Raw genomic sequence first — 21191 nt, 5'->3', positions numbered from 1 at the left:
TGCGCACTCCAATTTCCGGGGCGGGACCGGTCCCGCTCCGGCTCGGTGGGCGCGCTTAGCCCCGGATCGTGCGAAGCCCCGGTTTGACCGGCGCGGGCTTTGCGGTTTCGAGAATTCCGGCAAGGCGCGCAAAGCTCTCGGCGACGCCGCCAGGAGCGTCTTCGGACAGGAACGCATCAAGCGCGGGCCAGACCGCGATGGCTGCGTCGATTTCCGGGTCGGATCCGGCGGCATAAAGCCCGGCCTGGATCATCATCTCGGCCCGGTCATAGGCGCCGAGCATCCGGCGTGCCCTTGCAATAAGCGCGTTCTCATCGCCGGTCGCCGCTCGCGGCAAACTGCGCGATACTGATCGAAGGAGGTCGATCGCCGGGAACCTCCCGCGCTCGGCGATGCGGCGGTCGAGGACGATGTGCCCGTCCAGAACCCCGCGCAGGATGTCCGCCACGGGTTCTTCCATATCCGACCCCGCGACCAGGACCGAGAACACCGCGGTGATGTCGCCGCTGCCCGCGACCCCGGGACCGGCGCGTTCGGCAAGGGCCATGATCGCCTGGGCGGTGGAGGGCGGATAGCCGCGCAGCGCAGCCGGTTCGTGGGCGGCCAGCGCCAGCTCGCGATGTGCTTCGGCGAAGCGGGTCACCGAGTCGGCCAGAAAGAGAACGTGGTTGCCCTGGTCACGGAAATGCTCGGCGACGGCCATCGCCGCCCAGGCCGCGCGGCGGCGCACCATCGGAGACTGGTCCGAGGTCGCGGCCACGACCACCGCGCGCGCCATGCCGTCCGGCCCCAGGATCTGGCTGACGAATTCGCCGACCTCGCGACCGCGTTCACCCACCAGCGCGATGACGGCCATGTCGGCCTCGACCCCGCGCGCGAATTTGGACAAGAGCGATGACTTGCCCACGCCCGACCCGGCAAAAAGCCCGATCCGCTGCCCGCGCACGATCGGCAGCAGGGTGTCGAATGCGGCAAGCCCCGTGCCGAGGCGCCCGCCAAGCGGACGGCGTTCGGTCGCGGGCGGCGGTGCGGCGCGCAGCGGGCGCGGCGCGGGACCGGGCATCAGCGGCCGACCGTCAAGCGGCTGGCCGAAGGGATCGACGACCCGGCCCAGCCAGGAACTGTGCGGCGCGATTTCGCCCGGTCCCAGCAGGATCGCCCGGTCACCGACCGACAGGCCCTCGGGCGTGCCATCGGGCAACACCGTGACGGTGCCTTCGGCCAGCGCCAGAACCTCGCCGCGCCGCCGGGGGCCGCGGCCATGCCGGATCTCGACCAGATCGCCAAGCCCGGCACTGTCGGAGAGGCCCGCCACCGTGACAGTCCCGCTGCCTGCGGCCACGACTCGCCCGACCGTCCGGACCGGAGTCAGGGCGGAAATGCGGGCGATCAGGGATGAGAACGGGTTCTGTGGCATGAAGATTCTCCCGAGGCGATCATGACTTACGGTTTCTAAAGGAATCAAGCTTAAGCATCGTTTGAGACCGAGGGAGAAACCCCGATGTTCGAGAAGCTTGAAATCTTCCGGATGGCGTCCGGGCTGGCTGAACATGCCGGAACGCGCCAGACCGTCATAGCGCGAAATATCGCGAACTCCGACACGCCCGGCTATCGGGCGCAGGATGTCGCGGATTTTGCCAAGACCTATCGCAGGTCCGACACGGGCGCGCTCATGCGCGCCACGCGCCCCGGCCATCTGGCCGGGAGCGAGACCGCCTATGCCACCCAGCGCGCCGATGCTTCCGATCCGGAAGAGCCGAACGGCAACTCCGTCTCGGTCGAGGATCAGATGCTGAAGGCGGTCGAGACAAAGCGTCAGCACGATCTCGCGCTGGCCGTGTACCGAAGCTCGCTCGGGATCCTGAGAACCAGTCTCGGGCGGCAACGATGACCAGAATGGTAGGAGCCTGAGATGAATGATCTTAGCCAGAGTTTCGGCCTTTCGGCCAGCGGGCTGAAAGCCCAGGCGACGCGGCTTCGGCTGGTGTCCGAGAACATCGCCAACGCCGACACGCCCGGCTATCGCCGCAAATTGACAACCTTCGAAACCCAGCTGACCTCGGACGGTCCGACCGGCGAGGTGCAGACCGGCCGGGTGACGCTCGATCAGTCGGATCTGAGCATGATCCATGACCCGTCGCATCCTTTGGCCGATGCCGAGGGCAACTATAGCGGGTCCAACGTGGATCTGGTTGTCGAGATCGCCGACGCGCGCGAGGCGCAGCGCAGTTACGAGGCGAACCTGAAAATGTTCGACCAGGCGCGGCAGATGTCCCGCGGTCTGCTCGACCTGCTGCGCCGATAGGAGAGACGGAGATGGACATGAAATCCAGCGCCGCTGCCCTTGGTTACGCCACGGCGCGCCCGGCCACCCAACCCCAGCATGGCGAAGACAGCGCCGAGAACACCTTCGCATCGGCGGCCCAGGGACTTTCGGACACGATCCGGAACGCCGAACAGACCGCGATGTCGTCGATGACCGGCGGCGCCGATCCGCACGCTCTCGTGCAGGCGCTGGCGCAGACCGAACTGGCGGTCGAGACCGCGGTGACGATCCGCGACAAGGTCGTCGAGGCCTATCAGGAAATCCTGAGGATGCCGGTCTAGTGCCATGAATGAGCTCATCTTCTACGACACCCTGCGTCAGGGCCTCTGGATCTCTGTCGTGATCTCGATGCCGATTCTGACGGCCGCGCTGGTGACCGGCGTGGCGATCGGCCTGTTTCAGGCCCTGACTTCGGTACAGGAGATGACGCTCACCTTCGTACCCAAACTTGCGGCGATCCTGATCGTGTTCTGGGTCTCGATGGCGTTCATGACCGAAACGCTGATCGGGTTCTTCACCGACCGGATCGTCCCCATGATCGCGGGGATCTGACCGATGGACAGCACCGGCTACACCACACTCACCCGGCAATCGGGCCTGATGCGCGAGATGCAGAGCATCGCCAACAACATCGCCAACAGTTCCACGATCGGCTATCGCCGCGAGGGGCTGATCTTCTCGGAATACATCGCCGATGTCGACGGGCCGGGCGGGTCCCTGTCGATGGCCGAGGCCAATGTGCGCGTCACCGATCTGGGACAGGCGCCGCTGACGCAGACCGGAGGCACTTTCGATTTCGCCATCGAGGGCGAAGGGTTCTTCCTGCTCAATACGCCTCAGGGGCAGCGCTTGACGCGCGCCGGAAGTTTCACGCCCGATGCGGCCGGCAACCTGGTGTCGCCCGACGGGCACCAGCTGCTCGATGCCGGCGGCACCCCGGTCTTCGCGCCGCCGGATGCGACCTCGTTCGCGGTTGCCGCCGATGGAACGGTCAGTGCAGACGGCACCCCCCTGACCCAGATCGGCATCTATCTTCCCGCCGATCCGAACGCGATGACCCATGTCGCCGGGACGCTTTTCGATCCGGGCGGGGCGCCGCAGCCGGTGGAAGATACCAGCATCCTGCAGGGCTATGTCGAACAATCGAACGTTCAGCCGGTGACCGAGATTACCCGGATGATCGAGGTCCAGCACGCCTATGAGCTTGGCCAGAAATTCCTTGACCGCGAGGATGAGCGCGTCCGCGACATCATCCGGACCCTCGGGTCCAGCAGCTGATTCAGAAAGGACGAATCCCATGCGCGCCCTCCAGATCGCCGCCACCGGCATGTCGGCCCAGCAGATGCGGGTCGAGGTCATCTCGAACAACCTCGCGAACATGAGCACGACGGGGTACAACGCCCGCCGCGCCGATTTCGCCGATCTTCACTACCAGCAGGCTACCCGTCCCGGGACCATCAATGCCAACGACGGTACGGTCTTGCCGACCGGCGTGCAGCTGGGTCTGGGCGTGCGTCCGGCGTCGGTGTCGGTGGTTCTGTCGCAGGGGTCGCTGTCGCAGACCAATGGCGATCTCGATCTGGCTGTCGACGGCCGCGGCTATCTTGAGGTGACGCTGCCATCCGGCCAGTCCGCCTATACCCGGGACGGTGCGCTCAAGCGCACCGGCGATGGGCTGATCGTCACCTCGGACGGCTACACGGTGGTTCCGGGCATCACCATTCCTGACGATGCCCGCAGTCTCTCGATCAACTCCGAGGGCGAGGTCTACGCCTATTTCGACGGCGAGGTTGCGGCGCAGCTTCTGGGCCAGTTCAACCTGAGCATGTTCTCCAACGACAAAGGACTCGAGGCCATCGGGTCGAACCTTTTCGTTGAGACCGAGGCCTCGGGCGCGCCCATCGCGGGTACTCCCGGCGTCGACGGCTTCGGCACCCTGCGTCAGGGCTATCTCGAGGACAGCTCGGTCGATGCGGTGCGCGAGATCACCGAACTGATCGAGGCGCAGCGCGGCTACGAACTGAACGCCAAGGTCATCACTGCCGCCGACCAGATGATGAGCGCAACGACACAGGTGCGCTGATGCGAACGCTTGCCCTCCTTGCTGCCCTGGCCGCCGGGTTACCGGTGCCCGCAGGTGCCGACATCCTGGTTGCGACCCGGTCGGTGCGGGGGCAGACGATCCTCGGTCCGGACGATGTCGCCGTCATCGAAGGCGATGTCGCGGGGACGCTGATCGCACCCGAAGAGGCCATCGGTCAGGAAGCGCGCGTCAATCTTTATGCGGGACGCCCGATCCGCGTCACCGATGTCGGTCCGCCGGCGATCATCGAGCGCAACCAGATCGTGACCCTGCGCTTCCGAAGCGGGGGACTTGTCATCGCCGCCGACGCCCGGGCGCTCGACCGCGCCGGGGTGGGCGATGCGCTGCGGGTGATGAACCTCGCCTCGCGCAATACCGTCACCGGATTTGTCGCGCCCGACGGCAGTGTGGTCGTCGGCGCCAGCATGAAACCCTGAGGAGCCTTTCCGTCCATGAGACCCCTTGTCATTGCCTTTTGCGCTACGGCGCTGCTTGTTCCGGCCGCGTGCGACCGGCTGAAGGAGGTGGGGCGTCCCCCGTCCTTCAAGCCGGTCGAGGGCTCCAACGCCTATTATGCGATGACCGATGGCGAGACGCTGCCGATGCAGGTCGAGCGGCGCAGCCCGCTGGAGAGCTCGTCGCTCTGGTCCCATGGCCGTCAGTCGCTTTTGGGCGATCACCGGGCCGGGCGGCGCGGCGACATCCTGACCGTGGTGATCGAGATCGACGAAAAGGCCGAAATCTCGAACAGCACCTCGCGCAGCCGCAGCGGTGCAACCTCGATGGGCATCCCGCAGATGCTGGGCATTCCGCAGCGGATCAACAAGGCGCTGCCTGATGGGGTGACCATGGACAACGCCGTCGAGGCGGATTCCAGTTCAAGCCACAGCGGGGACGGGTCGGTCAAGCGCAAGGAAAAGCTGACGCTCAGGATCGCGGCCACCGTCACCGACGTACTGAACAACGGCGTCATGAAGATCGAGGGCTCGCAGGAGGTCCGCGTCAACTACGAGATGCGCGAGCTTCTGGTCAGCGGCTATGTCCGCCCAGAGGACATCTCGCGCCAGAACGAGATCACCTATGACAAGATTGCGGCGGCCCGGATCTCTTATGGTGGCCGTGGTCAGATCATGGACGTGCAACAGCCCCGTATCGGCCATCAGATTGCCGATATTGTGCTGCCATTCTGAGACCTGAAATGGGCAAGCTTTTACCAGTCATCATCGCGGTCGTCGGTCTCGCAGTCGGAGGCGGGGCAGGATTCCTGTTGAAACCTGCGCCCCCCCCTCCGGCTGAAACCGATCACGCTGCGGCCGAGGGGGCTTCGGAGGACGGCGCGCATGCGTCGGCCGCCGAAGCTCATGGCGACGCCGCATCCTCGACCGCCGGACATGGCGCGTCGGGCGACGACGGGGCGGCAGGACCCGAATATGCCAAGCTGAACAACCAATTCGTCGTTCCGGTCATCCGGTCGGGTAAGGTGGCGGCTCTGGTCGTGATGTCGATCAGCCTCGAAGTTCCTTCGGGAAGCAGCGAGTTCGTCTTCGAGCGAGAACCCCGGCTGCGCGATGCCTTTCTTCAGGTTCTGTTCGATCACGCCAATGCCGGTGGTTTCGACGGCGCCTTTACCGAAAGCGGCAACCTGACACTGCTGCGCCGGGCGCTTCTGGAATCGTCGCAAAGCGTACTTGGCCGCATCGTCTCCGATATCCTGATTACTGATCTGGTTCGCCAGGACGCCTGATCCCGCAGGACGGACGCGCCTCAGCGGCGGCGCGTCCGGTCGAACAGACCGCGCAGCGCCTCGTCGCGCCCGAAGGTCCGCGCCGCCTCTTTCATCAACACCGCTTCCTGCGCCCGCGCCCGGGCCAGCTGGGCGTTCAGTGCGGTCCGGCGTTGCTGATGGCGCAGCATCCGGCTGCCATCCATCACGGCCCGCACGGCGATGTCGTCATCGGCGGCCGCGCGTCGCGCCTCGTCGTCCAGCGTCTCGATGGCAGCCTCGATCCGGCGGCGGTCCTGGGCTGCCACCCGCAGCCGGCCCAGCGCCGCATCCTTCAGGATCGAGCCGATCTGCATCAGGCGTCCGGGCCGGTCGTCGCGCTCTGCCATCACAGCCCCTTCGCCCTGGTCCGCATCTCTTCCGCAAAGCGGATTGCCGCGGCCACGGCCTTGTAATGTTCAGGTTTGATCTCGTCACCTATCTCGACGCTGCCGTAAAGCGCGCGCGCCGTCGGCGGATCGCGCCGCATCGGAACCCCGGCCTCCGCCGCGACCTCGCGAATTCTCGCGGCGATTTCGTCGACGCCTTTGGCGACGCAGACCGGGGCCCCGCGGCTCTTGCGGTCCCATTTCAGCGCGACCGCATAATGGGTCGGGTTGACGATGACGACATCGGCATCGGGCACATCACGCAGCATGCGGTTGGTTGCGATGTCGACCGCACGCTGGCGCCGTTGCTGTTTGATATGGGGGTCGCCTTCGGACTGCTTGAGTTCTTCCTTCAATTCCTCAAGCGACATGCGGTGGCGCCGACGATGCTCGGCGACCTGCCAAAGATAATCGATGGCACCAATTGCGGCGGCGATGGCGACCACCACGGTCAGGAACTCGACCGACATCCGCACGAGTTTGGCCGCGGCCATCGCCGGTGACAGGTACATCGTTCCCAGCATCTCTTCGAGATGCTTGCCGAGATAAAGCGCCAGAAGCACGGTATAAAGCGCCAGCTTGACCGCGCTCTTGGCGAATTCGAAAAGCCCGGATCTGCCAAACTTGTTTTTGGCGGTCTCGATCGGATTGATCCGGGAAAGCTTGGGCATCAACTTGTCCGGCGCGACGACGAAGCTGCGTTGGGCAAGGATGGCCGCGAGCGCCGCGATGGCCGGGATCCCGAGCCAGGGCAAGGCTGCCAGACCGAATCCGGCCATCAGGCCTCCCGTGGGAGCGGTGCCATGCCCCCCAAGCAGCATGGGGGCCAGACGGTCGGCCTGGCTGATCATGCCCGCGCCAAGTTCGCCCATACGGATCAGGCTGGCGCCGCCCAGCGCAAAGGCTGTGATGGCAAAACCGGCATAGACTGCGGCGGTATTGATATCGACCGACCGCGCGATCTCGCCCTTGCGGCGTGCGTCGTCGAGCTTTTTCTGTGTCGGCTCGAACTGCTTGTCGCCGGGATCTTCGTCGCTCATCCACCCGCTCCGAATGGGGCGGCGAAGACCGTCAGCAACCGGTCCTGCCAGAATGTCAGCATCGGCGGCAGGGCCAGCAAAAGAATGACAAGCCCGCCAGCCGTGATGGCCGGGGCACCGACGAAGGCGACCATCAGCTGCGGCATGGCCTTGTTGATGACACCCAGCGCCAGGTTATAGATCAGAGAGGCAATGACGAAGGGCATGGCCAGCGTCGCGGCCAGGGCGAACCCCTTGGCGATGCTGCCGGTGCCCCAATCCGCCAGCGTGGCTGCGTCCGGAAACCGGCCCGCGGGCAGCAGGTCGTAGGACAGGATCATCGCCTCGGCCGCGCGGACGTGAAGCCCCGACATCACCGCAAGGGTCAGCCCTGCCATCAGCATCAGCCGACCCATGGCCGGTTGCGGGTCCATCGACGCGGCGCCTAGGATCTGGGACAGCGAGGTGGCCTGCGCGGCGATTTCGCCCGCCATCTGCAGCGCGAGGATCATCATCCTCAGCACAAGCCCAAGCGCCAGTCCGATCACGGTTTCGGTGGCGAAGGATACCGCCAGCGAGGGCGGCGCCTCGATGAGCCGGGGCGCGACCGCCGGGGCCACCACCGCCGTGAAGGCGAGCGCAAGACCAAGCCGCACCCGGGTGGGAACGGCGCGCTCACCGAAGGCGGGCAGCATGGCCATGATCGCGCCGACCCTTAGGAAAACGAGAAAGGCAGCAATCGCCAGAGGCCGCCAGATCTCGAGCGCCGGGGCCAGTTCCAGGGTCATGCCGCGACCATGCCGACCAGCGCCGGGCGCGAATTGGTGCCGATTTCCTCGAAGGACAGCACCGGTGCCGCGATGCCCTTGGCGGACAGGGCCATCTGCAGAAACCGGCGGCGGCGGCCCGAAGTGGCGATCACCGGGAAGATGCCGTTCTCGCCTGCCTTGGCCAGTTTCTCCGAAACCGCGCTGGCCAGGCGGTTGAAGTCTTCGGGGGGCAGGGCGACGTCGGGCACCCCGGTCTCGCCACCCACCTGATAGGTCGAGAAGCGCGACTCCCATTCCGGCGAAAGCTGCAGAAGCGGCAGGGTTCCATCCTCGCGGCGGTGTTCGGCCACCAGCTGGAAGCCGAGGCGGCGGCGAACATGTTCGCAGATCGATTCGGCGCCGACATGGCTCGGACGGGCTTCGGCGATGGCCTCGAGGATCAGGGGCATGTTGCGGATCGAGACCCGCTCGTCCAGCAGCAGCCTGAGGACCGCCAGCAGCAGGTCCGGCGGAACCTTGTCGGGCACCAGATCGTCGATCATTCTCCGGTTGGCCTGTGCCCGGGTCTGATCGGACAGGTTCTTCAATTCGTCGAATATCTGGCGAAGGGCCTTGTTGGTCAGGAGCCGCGCGAAGTTGTTCTTGATGACTTCCAGCAGATGGGTGGCCAGAACTTCGGAAGCGTTGACGACGGTCACGCCCTGCAGAGCCAGTTCTTCGCGCCGATCCGCGGACACCCAGCGCGCCGGAGCGCCGTAGACCGGCTCCCTCACGTCTTCGCCCCGCGGCAGAAGCGCGACATCGCCCGCCTGCAACGCCAGCACCTGGTCGGGCCGCAGTCGATCCCGGGCCTGCTCAACCCCTTGAATACGCACGACATAAGTGCCCGGCGGCAAGGCCCCGTTGTCGGTCAGGCGCATCTCGGGCAAGATCAACCCGTAGCTCTCGGCCACATGCCGCCGCATTGAAACGATCCGCGCCTCAATTCCGGTCGACGGATCGAGCACCATGCCGACCAGATCGGGGGCGAATTCCAGGTGAATATCGTCAAGGTCGAGCAAGTCGCCCATGCGGCTTGCGGGTTCGATCTTTTCGGTGACCTCGGGTTTGGCGGCTTTCGCCGCCTCGCGCTGGATCGCGCGCCAGCGGGTGAAGGACGCGACGCCCAGCACGAGGCTGCCGACGATGAAGGGCACGAAGGGCAGCCCGGGGACCAGCGCGAAAAGGCCCAGCAGCACCGAGACCGTGCCGAGCGCGGCCGGATGCTTGCCGAGCTGGTTGAAGACCGCGAAATCGGCCGTGCCGGTGGTCCCCCCTCGCGACAGGAGAAGGGCCGCCGCGATCGAGATAATCACCGCCGGGATCTGGCTGACGAGGCCGTCGCCGACGGTGAGGATGGCATAGGTCTCGAAAGCGCGACCAATCGGCATGCCGTGCATGATCACGCCGATCGCAAGCCCCATCAACATGTTGAGGAGGGTAATCAGGAGGCCGGCCACCGCATCGCCCTTGACGAATTTCGAGGCCCCGTCGAGCGAACCGAAGAAGGTGGTCTCGGCCTGTTCACGTTCGCGCCGCGCCTTCGCTTCGGCATGGTCGATGGCGCCTGCAGCCATGTCGCTGTCGATGGCAAGCTGTTTGCCAGGCATTCCGTCAAGCGCGAAGCGGGCGCCGACCTCGGCCATCCGACCCGCGCCCTTGGTGATGACGATGAAGTTCACGATCATCAGCACCCCGAACACCACGAGCCCGAGGAATACGTTGCCGCCCATGACGAACATCGCGAACCCCTCGATCACGTCGCCCGCCGCGCCGGTGCCGGTATGGCCCTGGCCGATGATGAGCTTGGTCGAGGACACGTTCAGCGACAGACGCAGCATCAGCGATGCCAGCAGGATGGTGGGGAAGGACGAGAAATCGAGCGGGCGCTCGATGAAAAGCGTGACCGTGAAAATCAGGATCGCGATCGAGAACGAGGCGGCAAGGCCTATGTCGAGCACCCAGGCAGGCATCGGAAGGACCATCATGACAATGATCGCCATGAGGGCGAGGGCCATCAGGATGGTCGGGCGGAAGATCTCGGAGATCGAAAAACCGGGCATGCGTCAGATCCTTTTCGACCGGAGGTGCGGCAGGCTGCCGGGTCTATGCGTCATGGCCACGGAGCGACACCGATCTGCTTGCGGCAAGACGACGGGCCGTGAGTTTCCAAAACGCGAGACGGCTCGGCGCGGTCTTGCGCCGATGCCCGGCCCGTTGGCGGGGGGCTCCGTCATCGGGGGGGCGGAAAGACATCTGCCGAGTTGCTCTGGCGTCGGGCCCGAGTGTCGATCCGGGGCTAGGTCGGACCGGTCGGACAACACAGGCCGACCGGTGCGGATGGCGTGCCCGCAACGGTCGGGGGTCGGTCAGTGTTTCACGGCCATCCGGCGCGTGCAGGGAGGGAACATGTGCCATTCTGGCCAACTCAATTCGTTCTAACTTTTAGTCAGCCTATGGGGTAGGAATTGACAAAGGCTGAATGGCGGCGGAACGGATCCGGTCAGTTCTGAGTGGCCGGGCGGTTCAGAATAGCCTGCAGCCGGTCGCGCATCGTCTCGCTTGCGCCAAGTGCGTCTCGGGCGACCGCGAGGCTCGGTTCGTCCGAGATCGGCGCAGGTTCCTGTTCACGCCGGGTCTGGACGAAGGCTCGCTCTTCCGGTGCCCCCAGGGTTTCGACGCCGTTCCAGTCGCGCGCGCGCCAGGCCATTGCCGATTGCGCCTCGGAATCGCCTGCGGCGCCAAGATAGTCGGCTGCAGACTGAAGATTGCCCTGCTGCTTGGCGATCTGGGCGCGCAGTTCGTCGGCTTCCGCCGTTTCGATGCCCGCAAGGTACTGTTGGGCTTCTCCTGCGCGTGCCTGCGCGAGGGCAAGGCGAGCGCGGACCAGGCGTTCGCGCGTGGTTCCTCTGGGTTTCACGGGCTGAAGAACCGCAGACGCGCGATCCGGGAAACCCATTTTTGTCAGCCGGTCCGCGACGGCCAGACGGGCCTCGGAATCGGCGGAGAGCTTGGGAAGCGTCATCGCGCCGGCATAGACCTCACGCATGAACGCTTCGTCCGAACCTCGTTGGGCCAGTTCTTCGAGCAGTTCGGAAGACAGTTCGGTTTGAGCTTCGAGACCGTGATGGGCCAACATGGCGAAAGCGGTTTCAAAATCCCCCCGCGCACCATGTCCGCGGATCGCGAGCGTCAACAGTCGGGTGCCGCTTGCTGTGCCGCGGCGCTCGAAGGCAAGCGATTCGGCGAGGTTCAACGAGTCGACCGACGGAACCCGGCCCCGGCCAAGTCCGGTTTCGATCTGGAGTGCGAGAGCGTCCGCCGTGCCCTGTCCGCCCGAGGAAACCACTTCCTCGATCTTCCGGTCGGCCTTGTCATCGGCGCCTCGGGCAAGTTCGATCTGCGCCTCGACGATGGTAAGATCTTCTGTGCGCCCCCTTTCACCGGTCCGGGCAACGGCGTTCCGGATTTGCAGGGCGGTCGCCTGATCGCCTGCAGCCAGAAACCGTTCGGCCAGCGTCGGACCGAGATGGCGACGAATATGGATCGGAAGCTCGGAGAAGCTTTCCAGCAAGGCGGTGCGATCGAGATCCGACAGATCGCCCAGTACGGGCCTTGCCAGCGCCGCCCAGAGCGCTGCACGAGTTGGGCAGGACATCTGCCCGTCGAACAATTCGGGGTTATCCGCCTGGCCGTTATCTACAATTGCAGCCAGTTCGCGCAGCAAGGGGACGTCGGGCGTGTCGGTCCCGGCCACGTTCAGAACCGCGCGGGCTTCTGCTCCGAACCCGAAGGCGATATAGGCTTGGGCAAGGCCAACGGCACCCGCCGGATCTGTTGCATCCCGCATGTCAAGAAGCGCCGCGCGCTTTTCGGCGAAGACCTCGCCCGGCGTACGATCCCCGCCCCATCCATTCAGATCGAACTTGCTGTCGGACAGACACCGCGTGCCGTCGGCTGCGATAGGGCCATCGCCCGAGGGAAAGTCCAGCCCGAGATCCATGCTGGTTTCGACCCGCATGTTGCGCCAATCGGAGGGCGTATGATGCTCGGTCTCGGGCGTTTCCGCCTGTCCATGCTCGGCGGTGCCGTGATCGGGGGTGGTCGTATCGCCATGGGGCTCATTGGACGCGGGCGACGCCTCCACCGAGGGGATGTCGACCGCGGGTTCAAGAAGCCCCTGTGCCGTGGCCCGCCCGATCTGTTTCATCAGTTCCGACTGCATCATCGCGACGCGTGGATCTGTTTCGGCGGGGGGGATTTCCGGCTCGAGCATCTGCTCGACCATCGCAGCCGGAGGCTTCATGCCGGTTGCGGACGCAAGCGGCGACCTGAGATCCAGATCGATCGGCAGTCGTATTGCGGCACTTTCGGTGCGTTGGACCGGTGGCGGCGCGGGCTCGGCGATTGTCGCCGGGTCGCCTTGAGGCGCGGTGAGGGAGGGCGCCGGGGGGGCCGGGAGGACGGTCGGCTGGGGTGGCTCGGGCGCTTGGGGCGGCGGAGAGGTCGGCTCGGAGACGGGAGGCAGAAGTGCTGCCTCGAACGGAGAGCCGTTCGGAGCGGGGCCGGACCGAAAATCGAGCACGAGGACGCCTGGGCGCAGTTCGAAGGCCTCGACGTGGGCATCGGTGCCCACGCGGAGTGAGACGAGGCCGGGCGCGACCAGTGCGGCGTCGGCCAGACGGCGGCGCGGCATCCGGTCGAAGACGCCCCCAAGATCGAAGCGCAGATCGGGGTTATCGAATTTCAGCAGATAGCCGTCCGGCCCGCGTCCAAGCACCCAAGCCTGGGCCGCATCGGTTTCGAACACGAGACGCGAATAGTCGGGATGCTCGCCGGACCGGATCTCGACCTCTTGGGCAAAGGCCTTCGACCCTGCAAGCAGGGCCAGGGCCAGAACGACGTGCCGGGCCTTCATGCCGCCTCCTGTTTCGAGGCTTTGAGGGCCTCTTCCAGTTCCGAGAAGCTGGGGCGGCTGCCGCCGGGGGTGTTCTGTCTGCCAACCTCGATGCAGATCGCCGGCGGGTGATTGTGCAGGTTGGCGACAAGAACCTCACGGATCAGCAGATAGAAATGCGCGTCTTCCTCGACCACAGCCTTCAGCTTGGACGCGAAGGGTCCCATGAAACCGTAGGCGAGGAACACGCCCAGAAACGTTCCGACCAGTGCGCCGCCGATCATCTTGCCAAGCACTTCCGGCGGCTGGTCGATCGAGCCCATGGTCTTGATCACGCCCAGCACGGCGGCGACGATGCCGAGAGCGGGCAGGGCGTCGGCAACGGACTGCAGGGCATGGCTTGAGTGCATCGAGTGGTGCAGATGGGCCTCAAGGCGTTTTTCAAGGACTTCCTCCACCTGATGGGGATCGTCGTAGTTCATCCCCGCGGCACGGAGCGTATCGCAGATCAGATCGACGGCCTCGTGGTCGGCCACGATCTTGGGATAGCGCCCGAAGATCGCCGAGTCGGCAGGCGCCTCGATATGGGTTTCCAGTTCCAGCGGGTTCTGACGGGCGACGCGAATCAGCTCGAACAACAGGCACAGCAGATCGCGGTAGTCGTCGGGCTTCCAGTGGGGGCCCTTGAACACCTTGCCGATATCCTTGATCGTGTGCTTGATGGCGGCCATGTCGTTGCTGATCACGAAAGCACCTGCTGCGGCGCCGCCGATCATCGCGAATTCGAAGGGCAGCGAATGCAAGATGATACCCATCTTGCCGCCTGCCATTACGTAGCCGCCGAACACCATCACGAAGATGAGAATGATCCCGACGATACCAATCATGGATGGTGCTCCGCTACTCTGACCTTGTTGGGGACAGTCTCAGACCCGAGTTAACAAGGTGTGGTTACTCTTTGGGGGCGCGGGCATTCCGTCCCGCCAGGATCACACTGATCGAATAGGCGACGTTCGGATCGAGGCCGGACATCACCGCGGCAGCAAGATCGGGGCGCATGCGCCCGAGGAATCCTGCCGCGAATTCCGGGTCCATCTGCGCGAAAAGCGCCGATGCCTCCTCGGGCTTCATGCTTTCGTAGACGGCGGTCAGGCGCGCGACGTCGTTCTCGGCCGCCTGATCGGCCAGCGCGAGGGTCGATTTCAACGAGTCCTCGGCGGCCTGAAGCGATGCCATCTGCCTTGATATCTCTTCGCCTGCGATATCCAGCGTTGCGGCCCGGTCGTCGAGCTCGGCTTCGCGCGCGTCCAGTTCGGCCGCGCGGGTCTTAAGAGCGTTCAGCAGATCCGCAATGTCCGCGGGGGGTGGGCAAGGGTCGGCTGCGGACGCATGGTCTGCGGTCCCGCCCTGGCCGGAGGCAGCGGCATCTTCCGCCATGCCCCGCAATTCCTGCGCCAGGGCCTGCGCGGTGCCGTCGCCGAAGCGGATCAGACCGGAGGCCAGAAACAGTCCGGCGACAACCGGCAGAACGGCGCCACTGGCCCGTTTCGATCGCGAGGACTTCGTCATTCAGCGGCCTCCCGTACGTTGCGGCGGAACAGGACCGTGGGTTCGGTGTCGCCGGTCTCGGACGAAGCCGGTGCGGCGGGGGTCGGTGCGGCCGTCTGGGGAGCGGCCGGGCTCGGCGCTTCTGCGGCGGGCGCGGGCCGCGAGGCTTTTCGGGCGGTGTCGGGGACGGCGTCTTCGGGCAGGTCATGCATTGCCGCCACAAGAAGTTCGAGCCTTCGCGCGACATCTTCGGCACGGCCGGTCAGGCCTTCGAGACTGTCGGTCGAACTTTTCGCCGAGAACTGGGCACCCTTGAGCACCTTGGTCATGTCGTCGACCTGTGCCGACAGGACGGCAATCGCACCGCCCATGCCCTTTTCGAGGTCATTGAAACGCCGCAGTCGTCTCGCCAGGACATAGCAATAGAGTGTCGCTCCGAGTGCCCCGGCAATGAGCAGGATGTCCGAGATCAGCGCCATGGGATTCTCCTCAGTTCAGCACGAATTCGGTGATAAGCAGATCGCGCACCCGGTCGTCGCCGGTGACGAGCTGCACCCGCCGCAGCATTTGCGCGCGGAGGGTAATGAGCGTGGTCGGGTCTTCGAGTTCGGCCATGTCGACCGCCCGCAGGTAGCTGTTCAGCACGTCGAGGACGCGCGGCATCAGCAATGTCACTTCCTGCTGATAGGCGGGCCCGACTTCCAGCTGGGCTTCGAAGCGCAGGTGACGGCTCTGGGCGTCGGGCCCGAGCGAGATGATCATCTGTTCGATCGGAACGAACGCCACGTCGAGCGGTGCCGATTCGGCCCCATGGGCGCCCTCTTTTCCGCCACCGCCATGTCCCGCATCGGCCCCGGTATCGCCCCCGAGAATCATGCCCGAATACAACGCAAAGAAAGCCCCGCCCCCCAGGATGAGGGCAAGCGCGACCCCGATTATAAGGGGCTTCTTCGAAGATTTTGCGGGTTCTTCCGCTTCGGCCATATCGGTCGCAGCCATGTCCTGGGCTCCTTCTGTGTCCCGCCATCTATAGCCGGATGAGGGCTAACCGATTGTTAAGCCGGGCCTGCGAAGGATGTGCGGCAGAAACGGGGCAGAAGCCCCCCCCGGAATGGGAGAACTCAGTTGCAGCAGCTGTTGTCCGTTTGGACCGGGCTGAGCCCACGCAGAAGGCTGGTCGTGGTCATCGCCACCGTCGCCATGTTCGCGGCCGTACTGGCGCTGTCGCGCGTCGCCACATCGCCGCGTATGGCCTTGCTTTATTCCGGGCTCGACACCTCGGCCGCAGGGGACGTGATCCGCGCGCTCGACCAGACGGGGGTCGCCTACGAGGTGCGGGGGCCGGCCATCTATGTGGACAGCAGCCAGCGCGACTCGCTGCGGATGACACTGGCCAGCGACGGGCTGCCGGCCAACGGATCGGCAGGCTATGAACTGCTTGACGGACTGTCGGGCTTCGGCACGACCTCGCAGATGTTCGATGCCGCATACTGGCGCGCCAAGGAAGGCGAACTCGCGCGCACTATCGCCGGCAATTCCCAGTTCCGGACGGCGCGCGTGCATATCGCCACGCCCAGCGCGCGCCCCTTCGCCCGCGACGTGCAGCCCTCGGCGGCGATCACCGTGACCCCGGCCGGCGGGTCGATTTCCGCAGCCCAGGCGAAGGCGATCCGCTATCTCGTGGCCTCCAGCGTTTCGGGGATGAGGCCCGAGGATGTGTCGGTGATCGACGGGACTACCGGAACCGTTGTCGCCGACGAATCGAGTATCGCCGCTGCGGGCGACGACCGTGCCGAGATCCTCAAGGGGCGGCTCGAGCGTCTGCTTTCCGCGCGGCTCGGACCGGGGCGGTCCATCGTCGAGGTCAGTGTCGATACCGAAACCCAGCGCGAGTCGATCCGCGAACGGATCATCGATCCCGAGGGCCGTGTCGCGATCAGCCAGAACACCCAGGAGCGGCAATCCACCTCCAGCGACACCAATGGCGGCTCAGTCACCGTGGCCAGCAATCTGCCGAACGGGGACGGATCCACGGACCGGTCGTCTCAGCACAAGGAAACCGAGACCCAGGAAGTGGTCAATTACGAGGTCTCCGAAACCGAACGCGAGATCCTGCGTGCGCCGGGCGCGATCCGGCGCCTGAGCATCGCCGTTCTGGTCGAGGGCGTGACTTCGACCGCTGCGGACGGCACCGAGACCTGGCAGCCGCTGCCCGATGCCGATCTCGAGTCGCTGCGCGAACTGATCGCCTCGGCGGCCGGGTTCGACGAACAGCGCGGTGACGCGCTGACCATCAAGTCGATGCCCTTCCAGCCGCTCGCGGAAGACGGCACCGGTCCGCAAAGCAGCCTCTTTGGCGAGTTCACGCTCGATCCGCTGACGCTGATCCAGCTGGCCGTGCTGTCCGTGGTCGCGTTGATCCTTGGCCTCTTTGTCGTCCGTCCTATCCTGGCCAGCAATGGCAGGGCCGGGGTTGCCGGACTGCCCGCGCCGGTCGGTGGCGCCGACCAGACCTGGCTCAATGGCGAGATCGATCCGGCCGACGGTCCGCAGGACGATCTTGGCGGGCTGCCGGGAGATCTCGGGCTGCCTGCGATGACGATGGCCTCGATCGATCCGTCGGACTTCTCGGACGAGCCTCTGGGCATGGACGGCTTCGGTGGCGGGGGCGGCAGCCCCGTCGACCGTCTGCGCGATCTGATCGAAAGCCGCCGTGACGAGTCCATTGCGATCCTGCGCGGCTGGATGGAAGAGCGGCAGGAGAAAGCGTGATGTCCCGGTTGCTGCTGGAGGATTTCTCCAACCACGGCGCCAGGCCCCGGGCCGGGCGCGAGCCCGATCCGGCGCCGGTCGAGGACACCCAGCAGGTCCGGCTCGACGCCTACGAAGAGGGCTATCGGGCGGGCTGGGACGATGCCACCGCCGCCGAGGCCGAGTCGCGCGCACGGATCGGTGCCGATTTCGAGAAGACGCTGCAGGAGCTCTCCTTCAGCTATCACGAGGCGCGCACCCATGTGATGGAGGCGCTCGAGCCGCTTCTGTCCGCGATGGTCGACCGTGTCCTGCCCGATCTCGCGCGACAGGGATTTGCCCGCAAGGTCGTCGAGATTGCACTCGAACTGGCCGAGGCCGAGGCCAACACGCCGCTTCAACTTCGGGTCTGTCCGGAAAATCGCGACGCGCTCGAAGAGCTTGCGGGGGCCGATCCCGGCCTGCCGCTTCAGATCGTCGACGATGCGACCCTCGGGCCCGGACAGGCGCTGCTGCGCGGCGGGGCGGGCGAACGCGAAATCGACATTGACGGCATGCTGGCGGCGATCCGCAGCGCGCTGAACGACTTCATGACCACCGAAGAGGAGGCACGCCGCCATGGCTGACATATCTTCCGAAGCGCCGGGCGAAGGCCTCGGTGCCAAGTTTCTCGATCAGGTTCCGATCGAGATCACCGTCTCGGTCGGCAAGGCCCGTCCGCTGCTGCGCGATCTGTTGCAGATCGACCGCGGCGGAGTGCTGCCGCTCGACCGCCGGATTGACGATCCGGTCGAGCTTTATATCGGCGACCGGCTGATTGCCCGCGGAGAGTTGCAGGAAGTCGAAGGCGCCCAGGCGGGGCAGATCGCCGTGCGCCTGACGGAAATCATCGACACCGTCTCGGGGGCCTGACCGACATGCTCAAGCGCCTGCTGCCGGCCGCTCTTATCCTGCTTTCCCTGGCCGTGCCGGCCCAGGCGCAGGAAATCTCGATCTCGCTCGGCGAGGGCGGGTCGCTGGCCGGGCGCGGGGTCCAGATGATTCTGCTGGTGACCGTGCTCAGTCTGGCGCCCGGTCTGGCCATCATGCTCACCTGCTTTCCGTTCATAGTCACGGTCCTGTCGCTGTTGCGCCAGGCCATCGGATTGCAGCAATCGCCGCCCAACATGCTGATCGTCAGCCTGGCGATGTTCCTGACCTATTTCGTGATGGAGCCGACTTTCACCCAGGCCTGGCAGGCGGGTGTGGTGCCGATGATGAACGAGACCTTGCCAATTGACGATGCGATCCCGCGTATCCTTGATCCGTTCCGAACCTTCATGGCCGGCCGCGCCGATGTCGACACCTACGAGCGGCTTCTGTCGCTTCGGCCGCAGGCCGATCCCACTGCGGCGATCGCGGATGCGCCCCTGTCGCTTCTTGTGCCCTCCTTCATGCTCAGCGAGATCCAAAGGGCGTTCGAGATCGGGTTCCTGGTATTTCTTCCATTCCTGATCATCGACCTCGTGGTGGCCGCAATCCTGATGTCGATGGGGATGATGATGGTACCGCCTGCGGTTGTGGCAATGCCGTTCAAGCTGGCCTTCTTCGTTGTGGCCGATGGCTGGAGCCTGATTTCAGAGGCCCTGGTGCGCGGGTATTTCCCGGGCGGCTGAGCCGGGCGTCTTCCCTCCTCCAGACGTTTCATCTCTGCTTCGGCCCGCTTCCTCGCAAGCGGGCCGTTCGGCTTTGTCGCAACTCCAAGTTTGCCCGCCATCCCTTGACCCTACGTGAAAATGCCGACCCTTCGTGTCTGGCCGGGCTTCGAATCAGTCCCGAGCTCGTTCCCGTTGTGCCATCGGCTGGGCGATCAAATGAGACCCGACGTTCACCTGCGGCCCGGAGGCGTTCTCGGGCTTGGCCGCCGACTCCGCGACGTACCGGCCGGTTAGGCGCTCCATAACAATGACTTGAAGACGACCCGGGCGCTGCGGGGCCAGTCTGTCCGACCGATTTGAGAACGCCATAGCAAGATGTGTCGACATGTCGCGATTAAGCTGCCGTTGGGTCTTTTCGCGTATTTCTTAAGCGACCGGGACGGTCCCGGCCGCGTCCGAAGCGAAAGGAATACCATGATCCGCACAGCCTTCACTTTCCCGCTCCTTGCCGGCCTGCTGTTCGCGGCCCCCGCCCCTGCGTCCGATGGCGATGCCGCGATGGCGGCCTTTCTCGAAAGCGCGATCCGGCCCTGGGCCGCAGCGCCGATCGTGATTGAGGCGGTCGAGGCTCAGAATGCCATCACCGGCGGCTATTCGCAGGAAAAGATCGACGAACTCGACGCGGCCTGGCGGGCGCAACTCGACAGTGGCTCTTCGGACCTGATCTCGTCGGTTACCGGAAATGCAGCGGCCGAGTTCCTGCGCGGCCAGGTGGATGCCTCGAACGGCAAGGTGACGGAAGTGATCGTGATGGATGCGCGCGGACTCAACGTTGCGACATCGGGCGTGACCTCGGATTACTGGCAGGGTGACGAGGACAAGTATTCCATGACCTATTCGGTGGGGCCCGATGCCGTCCATTTCGGCGAGATCGAACTTGATGAGTCCACCCAGCGCTATCAGGCGCAGGTCTCCTTCACCCTTGTCGACCCGGACAGCGGGGCGCCGATCGGCGCGATGACCGTCGCCGTCGACGGCGCGGCTCTGTTCTGATCGAACCGGAAAAAGGAGTGGCGCCCATGCCGAACGGAGTTTCTGCCGCCCCGGCGTCCCTTCCAGGGCGCTCGATTCTGATCCGAATCTCCGGATTGATCGCGGCGACGACATGTGTCGTTGCGATCCTCCTGGCTACGTTCGCCACGCGAAGTGCGCTGGATATCGTAGGCGATGCGCTTGGCGAAGAGCTGCAATCGGTGCTTGTCGGCAGCGCAGCAAATCTTGGCCCGCATTTGCGTTTCAAGAACAGTGCAGCCATCGAAGAGGACCTGAACGGTCAGCTTCAGCGCGCTGGCGATAAAGCGGTGTCGGTCGCTGTCTGGAACGCCGACGCCGAAAGCATCGCCCGGGTCGGCACGGGGGATCCTGGAGCCGCTGCCGAGTTGCAGGAAATGGCTCTTCAGGCGATCTCCTCTGGGGAAACTGTCTTCCAAAGAGGAACGCTCGCCCAGGTCGTTCCGGTCAAGTTTGGGCCTAATCAGGCAATTGTCGGAGCGGTAGGAGCCGTCTGGACTGCGCAAGGTGCGGTGACGGCCGTTTTTCGGAATGCTGTGCCAGGCATGATCGTGACGATGGTGCTGTTTGTGGGGTTGCTTTTTGCGGCCGCAGTGTTGTTGCGCCGTATGCTGGGCCGTCCCCTAAGTGCACTCTGTGCGTCGATGGGGAGCTTGGCGCGCGGCGATTTCGACAATTCAATTCCCATGACGGACCGTGCTGACGAGCTTGGCGAACTTGCCCGCAGCCTCGAAAGCCTGCGTGGCGACCTCAGTCAGATGAGAGCCGCCGAGATGCGGCGCGAGGCGGCGCGGACGGACCAGGCGCAGGCAGTCGAAGGCCTTGCCAGCGCGCTTCAGGCGCTTTCTGGCGGCGATCTGACGAGTCGGATCGATGAACGGTTCGCGGAGGATTACGAG

Annotated in this window: 25 protein-coding genes; 15 read left to right on the top strand and 10 right to left on the bottom strand. The window is 65.2% G+C overall.

Translation table 11 applies throughout. From position 1 onward, the window contains the following. Positions 1 to 55 precede the first annotated feature (55 nt). Positions 56 to 1417, bottom strand: a complete 1362-nt coding sequence (locus tag DSD19_RS20465) for a FliI/YscN family ATPase (RefSeq protein ID WP_113670921.1) — start codon at positions 1415 to 1417, stop codon at positions 56 to 58. Between the two features lie 84 nt (positions 1418 to 1501). Here DSD19_RS20465 and DSD19_RS20460 point away from each other — a divergent pair, with 84 nt between their 5' ends. The 9 genes from DSD19_RS20460 to DSD19_RS20420 are packed head-to-tail and all read left to right on the top strand — an operon-like array spanning position 1502 to position 6153. Next, a complete protein-coding gene (locus DSD19_RS20460) occupies positions 1502 to 1891 on the top strand; it encodes a FlgB family protein (protein ID WP_075784564.1) in 390 nt (129 codons plus the stop codon). A 21-nt stretch (positions 1892 to 1912) separates the two neighbouring features. Further along, positions 1913 to 2305, top strand: coding sequence for a flagellar basal body rod protein FlgC (flgC, locus tag DSD19_RS20455; protein WP_075784565.1), 393 nt, complete (start codon positions 1913 to 1915; stop codon positions 2303 to 2305). An 11-nt stretch (positions 2306 to 2316) separates the two neighbouring features. Next, on the top strand, positions 2317 to 2607 hold the full coding sequence (fliE, locus tag DSD19_RS20450; RefSeq protein ID WP_075784566.1) for a flagellar hook-basal body complex protein FliE: 291 nt from the start codon (positions 2317 to 2319) through the stop codon (positions 2605 to 2607). Positions 2608 to 2611: 4 nt separating this feature from the next. After that, positions 2612 to 2878: a flagellar biosynthetic protein FliQ gene (locus DSD19_RS20445; protein WP_075784567.1), complete on the top strand. Its 267-nt coding sequence runs from the start codon at positions 2612 to 2614 to the stop codon at positions 2876 to 2878. Positions 2879 to 2881: 3 nt separating this feature from the next. Continuing rightward, positions 2882 to 3604, top strand: a complete 723-nt coding sequence (locus tag DSD19_RS20440) for a flagellar hook-basal body complex protein (protein ID WP_113670920.1) — start codon at positions 2882 to 2884, stop codon at positions 3602 to 3604. Between the two features lie 19 nt (positions 3605 to 3623). After that, a complete protein-coding gene (flgG, locus tag DSD19_RS20435) occupies positions 3624 to 4409 on the top strand; it encodes a flagellar basal-body rod protein FlgG (protein WP_075784569.1) in 786 nt (261 codons plus the stop codon). Then, a complete protein-coding gene (flgA, locus tag DSD19_RS20430; RefSeq protein ID WP_113670919.1) occupies positions 4409 to 4846 on the top strand; it encodes a flagellar basal body P-ring formation chaperone FlgA in 438 nt (145 codons plus the stop codon). The genes flgG and flgA overlap by 1 nt, the downstream gene beginning before the upstream one ends. A gap of 15 nt (positions 4847 to 4861) precedes the next feature. Next, the gene (gene flgH / locus DSD19_RS20425; protein ID WP_075784571.1) at positions 4862 to 5599 is read left to right on the top strand and encodes a flagellar basal body L-ring protein FlgH; all 738 of its coding nucleotides are present in this window, start codon (positions 4862 to 4864) and stop codon (positions 5597 to 5599) included. Between the two features lie 8 nt (positions 5600 to 5607). Next, complete coding sequence (locus tag DSD19_RS20420) at positions 5608 to 6153, top strand: flagellar basal body-associated FliL family protein (protein ID WP_113670918.1); 546 nt, start codon at positions 5608 to 5610, stop codon at positions 6151 to 6153. Between the two features lie 20 nt (positions 6154 to 6173). On the opposite strand, the gene DSD19_RS20415 is transcribed toward DSD19_RS20420, so the two are convergent. From DSD19_RS20415 to fliL, 9 genes are all read right to left on the bottom strand, one after another. Further along, positions 6174 to 6521 carry a hypothetical protein gene (locus DSD19_RS20415; protein WP_075784573.1) on the bottom strand — a complete coding sequence of 116 codons (348 nt, stop codon included), beginning with the start codon at positions 6519 to 6521 and terminating at the stop codon, positions 6174 to 6176. Then, positions 6521 to 7600, bottom strand: coding sequence for a flagellar biosynthesis protein FlhB (locus DSD19_RS20410; RefSeq protein ID WP_113670917.1), 1080 nt, complete (start codon positions 7598 to 7600; stop codon positions 6521 to 6523). The genes DSD19_RS20415 and DSD19_RS20410 overlap by 1 nt, the downstream gene beginning before the upstream one ends. Then, complete coding sequence (locus tag DSD19_RS20405) at positions 7597 to 8367, bottom strand: flagellar biosynthetic protein FliR (protein ID WP_075784575.1); 771 nt, start codon at positions 8365 to 8367, stop codon at positions 7597 to 7599. Before DSD19_RS20405 ends, DSD19_RS20410 begins: the two co-directional genes overlap by 4 nt. Then, positions 8364 to 10451 (bottom strand): flagellar biosynthesis protein FlhA, encoded by a 2088-nt coding sequence (gene flhA / locus DSD19_RS20400; protein ID WP_113670916.1) that lies wholly within the window; start codon positions 10449 to 10451, stop codon positions 8364 to 8366. Before flhA ends, DSD19_RS20405 begins: the two co-directional genes overlap by 4 nt. A gap of 440 nt (positions 10452 to 10891) precedes the next feature. Next, on the bottom strand, positions 10892 to 13306 hold the full coding sequence (locus DSD19_RS20395; protein WP_113670915.1) for a hypothetical protein: 2415 nt from the start codon (positions 13304 to 13306) through the stop codon (positions 10892 to 10894). After that, entirely contained in the window at positions 13303 to 14172 is an 870-nt protein-coding gene (gene motA / locus DSD19_RS20390; protein ID WP_075784578.1) for a flagellar motor stator protein MotA, read from the bottom strand. Before motA ends, DSD19_RS20395 begins: the two co-directional genes overlap by 4 nt. 64 nt (positions 14173 to 14236) lie before the next feature. Beyond that, positions 14237 to 14854, bottom strand: coding sequence for a MotE family protein (locus DSD19_RS20385; RefSeq protein WP_113670914.1), 618 nt, complete (start codon positions 14852 to 14854; stop codon positions 14237 to 14239). Continuing rightward, positions 14851 to 15312: a hypothetical protein gene (locus DSD19_RS22500; RefSeq protein WP_075784580.1), complete on the bottom strand. Its 462-nt coding sequence runs from the start codon at positions 15310 to 15312 to the stop codon at positions 14851 to 14853. Before DSD19_RS22500 ends, DSD19_RS20385 begins: the two co-directional genes overlap by 4 nt. Positions 15313 to 15322: 10 nt before the next feature. Then, positions 15323 to 15832: a flagellar basal body-associated protein FliL gene (fliL, locus tag DSD19_RS20375; protein ID WP_243628182.1), complete on the bottom strand. Its 510-nt coding sequence runs from the start codon at positions 15830 to 15832 to the stop codon at positions 15323 to 15325. Positions 15833 to 15910: 78 nt separating this feature from the next. Between fliL and fliF the strand changes: the two genes are divergently transcribed. The 6 genes from fliF to DSD19_RS20345 form a co-directional block, all read left to right on the top strand. Beyond that, complete coding sequence (fliF, locus tag DSD19_RS20370) at positions 15911 to 17605, top strand: flagellar basal-body MS-ring/collar protein FliF (RefSeq protein WP_337248268.1); 1695 nt, start codon at positions 15911 to 15913, stop codon at positions 17603 to 17605. Continuing rightward, complete coding sequence (locus tag DSD19_RS20365) at positions 17605 to 18210, top strand: flagellar biosynthesis protein (protein ID WP_113670913.1); 606 nt, start codon at positions 17605 to 17607, stop codon at positions 18208 to 18210. The genes fliF and DSD19_RS20365 overlap by 1 nt, the downstream gene beginning before the upstream one ends. Then, the gene (locus DSD19_RS20360) at positions 18203 to 18496 is read left to right on the top strand and encodes a FliM/FliN family flagellar motor switch protein (RefSeq protein ID WP_075784584.1); all 294 of its coding nucleotides are present in this window, start codon (positions 18203 to 18205) and stop codon (positions 18494 to 18496) included. Before DSD19_RS20365 ends, DSD19_RS20360 begins: the two co-directional genes overlap by 8 nt. A gap of 5 nt (positions 18497 to 18501) precedes the next feature. After that, a complete protein-coding gene (fliP, locus tag DSD19_RS20355; protein ID WP_113670912.1) occupies positions 18502 to 19239 on the top strand; it encodes a flagellar type III secretion system pore protein FliP in 738 nt (245 codons plus the stop codon). Positions 19240 to 19695: 456 nt separating this feature from the next. Continuing rightward, the gene (locus DSD19_RS20350; RefSeq protein ID WP_075784586.1) at positions 19696 to 20274 is read left to right on the top strand and encodes a hypothetical protein; all 579 of its coding nucleotides are present in this window, start codon (positions 19696 to 19698) and stop codon (positions 20272 to 20274) included. Positions 20275 to 20300: 26 nt separating this feature from the next. Beyond that, positions 20301 to 21191 (top strand): HAMP domain-containing protein (locus DSD19_RS20345; protein WP_113670911.1); only part of this gene is annotated, 891 nt, incomplete at its 3' end.

Source organism: Rhodovulum sp. BSW8 (assembly GCF_003314725.1).
Lineage (GTDB): Bacteria > Pseudomonadota > Alphaproteobacteria > Rhodobacterales > Rhodobacteraceae > Rhodovulum > Rhodovulum visakhapatnamense.
Note: the sequence above shows the minus strand (reverse complement) of the source record. Positions and strands in the feature narration are given on the sequence as shown.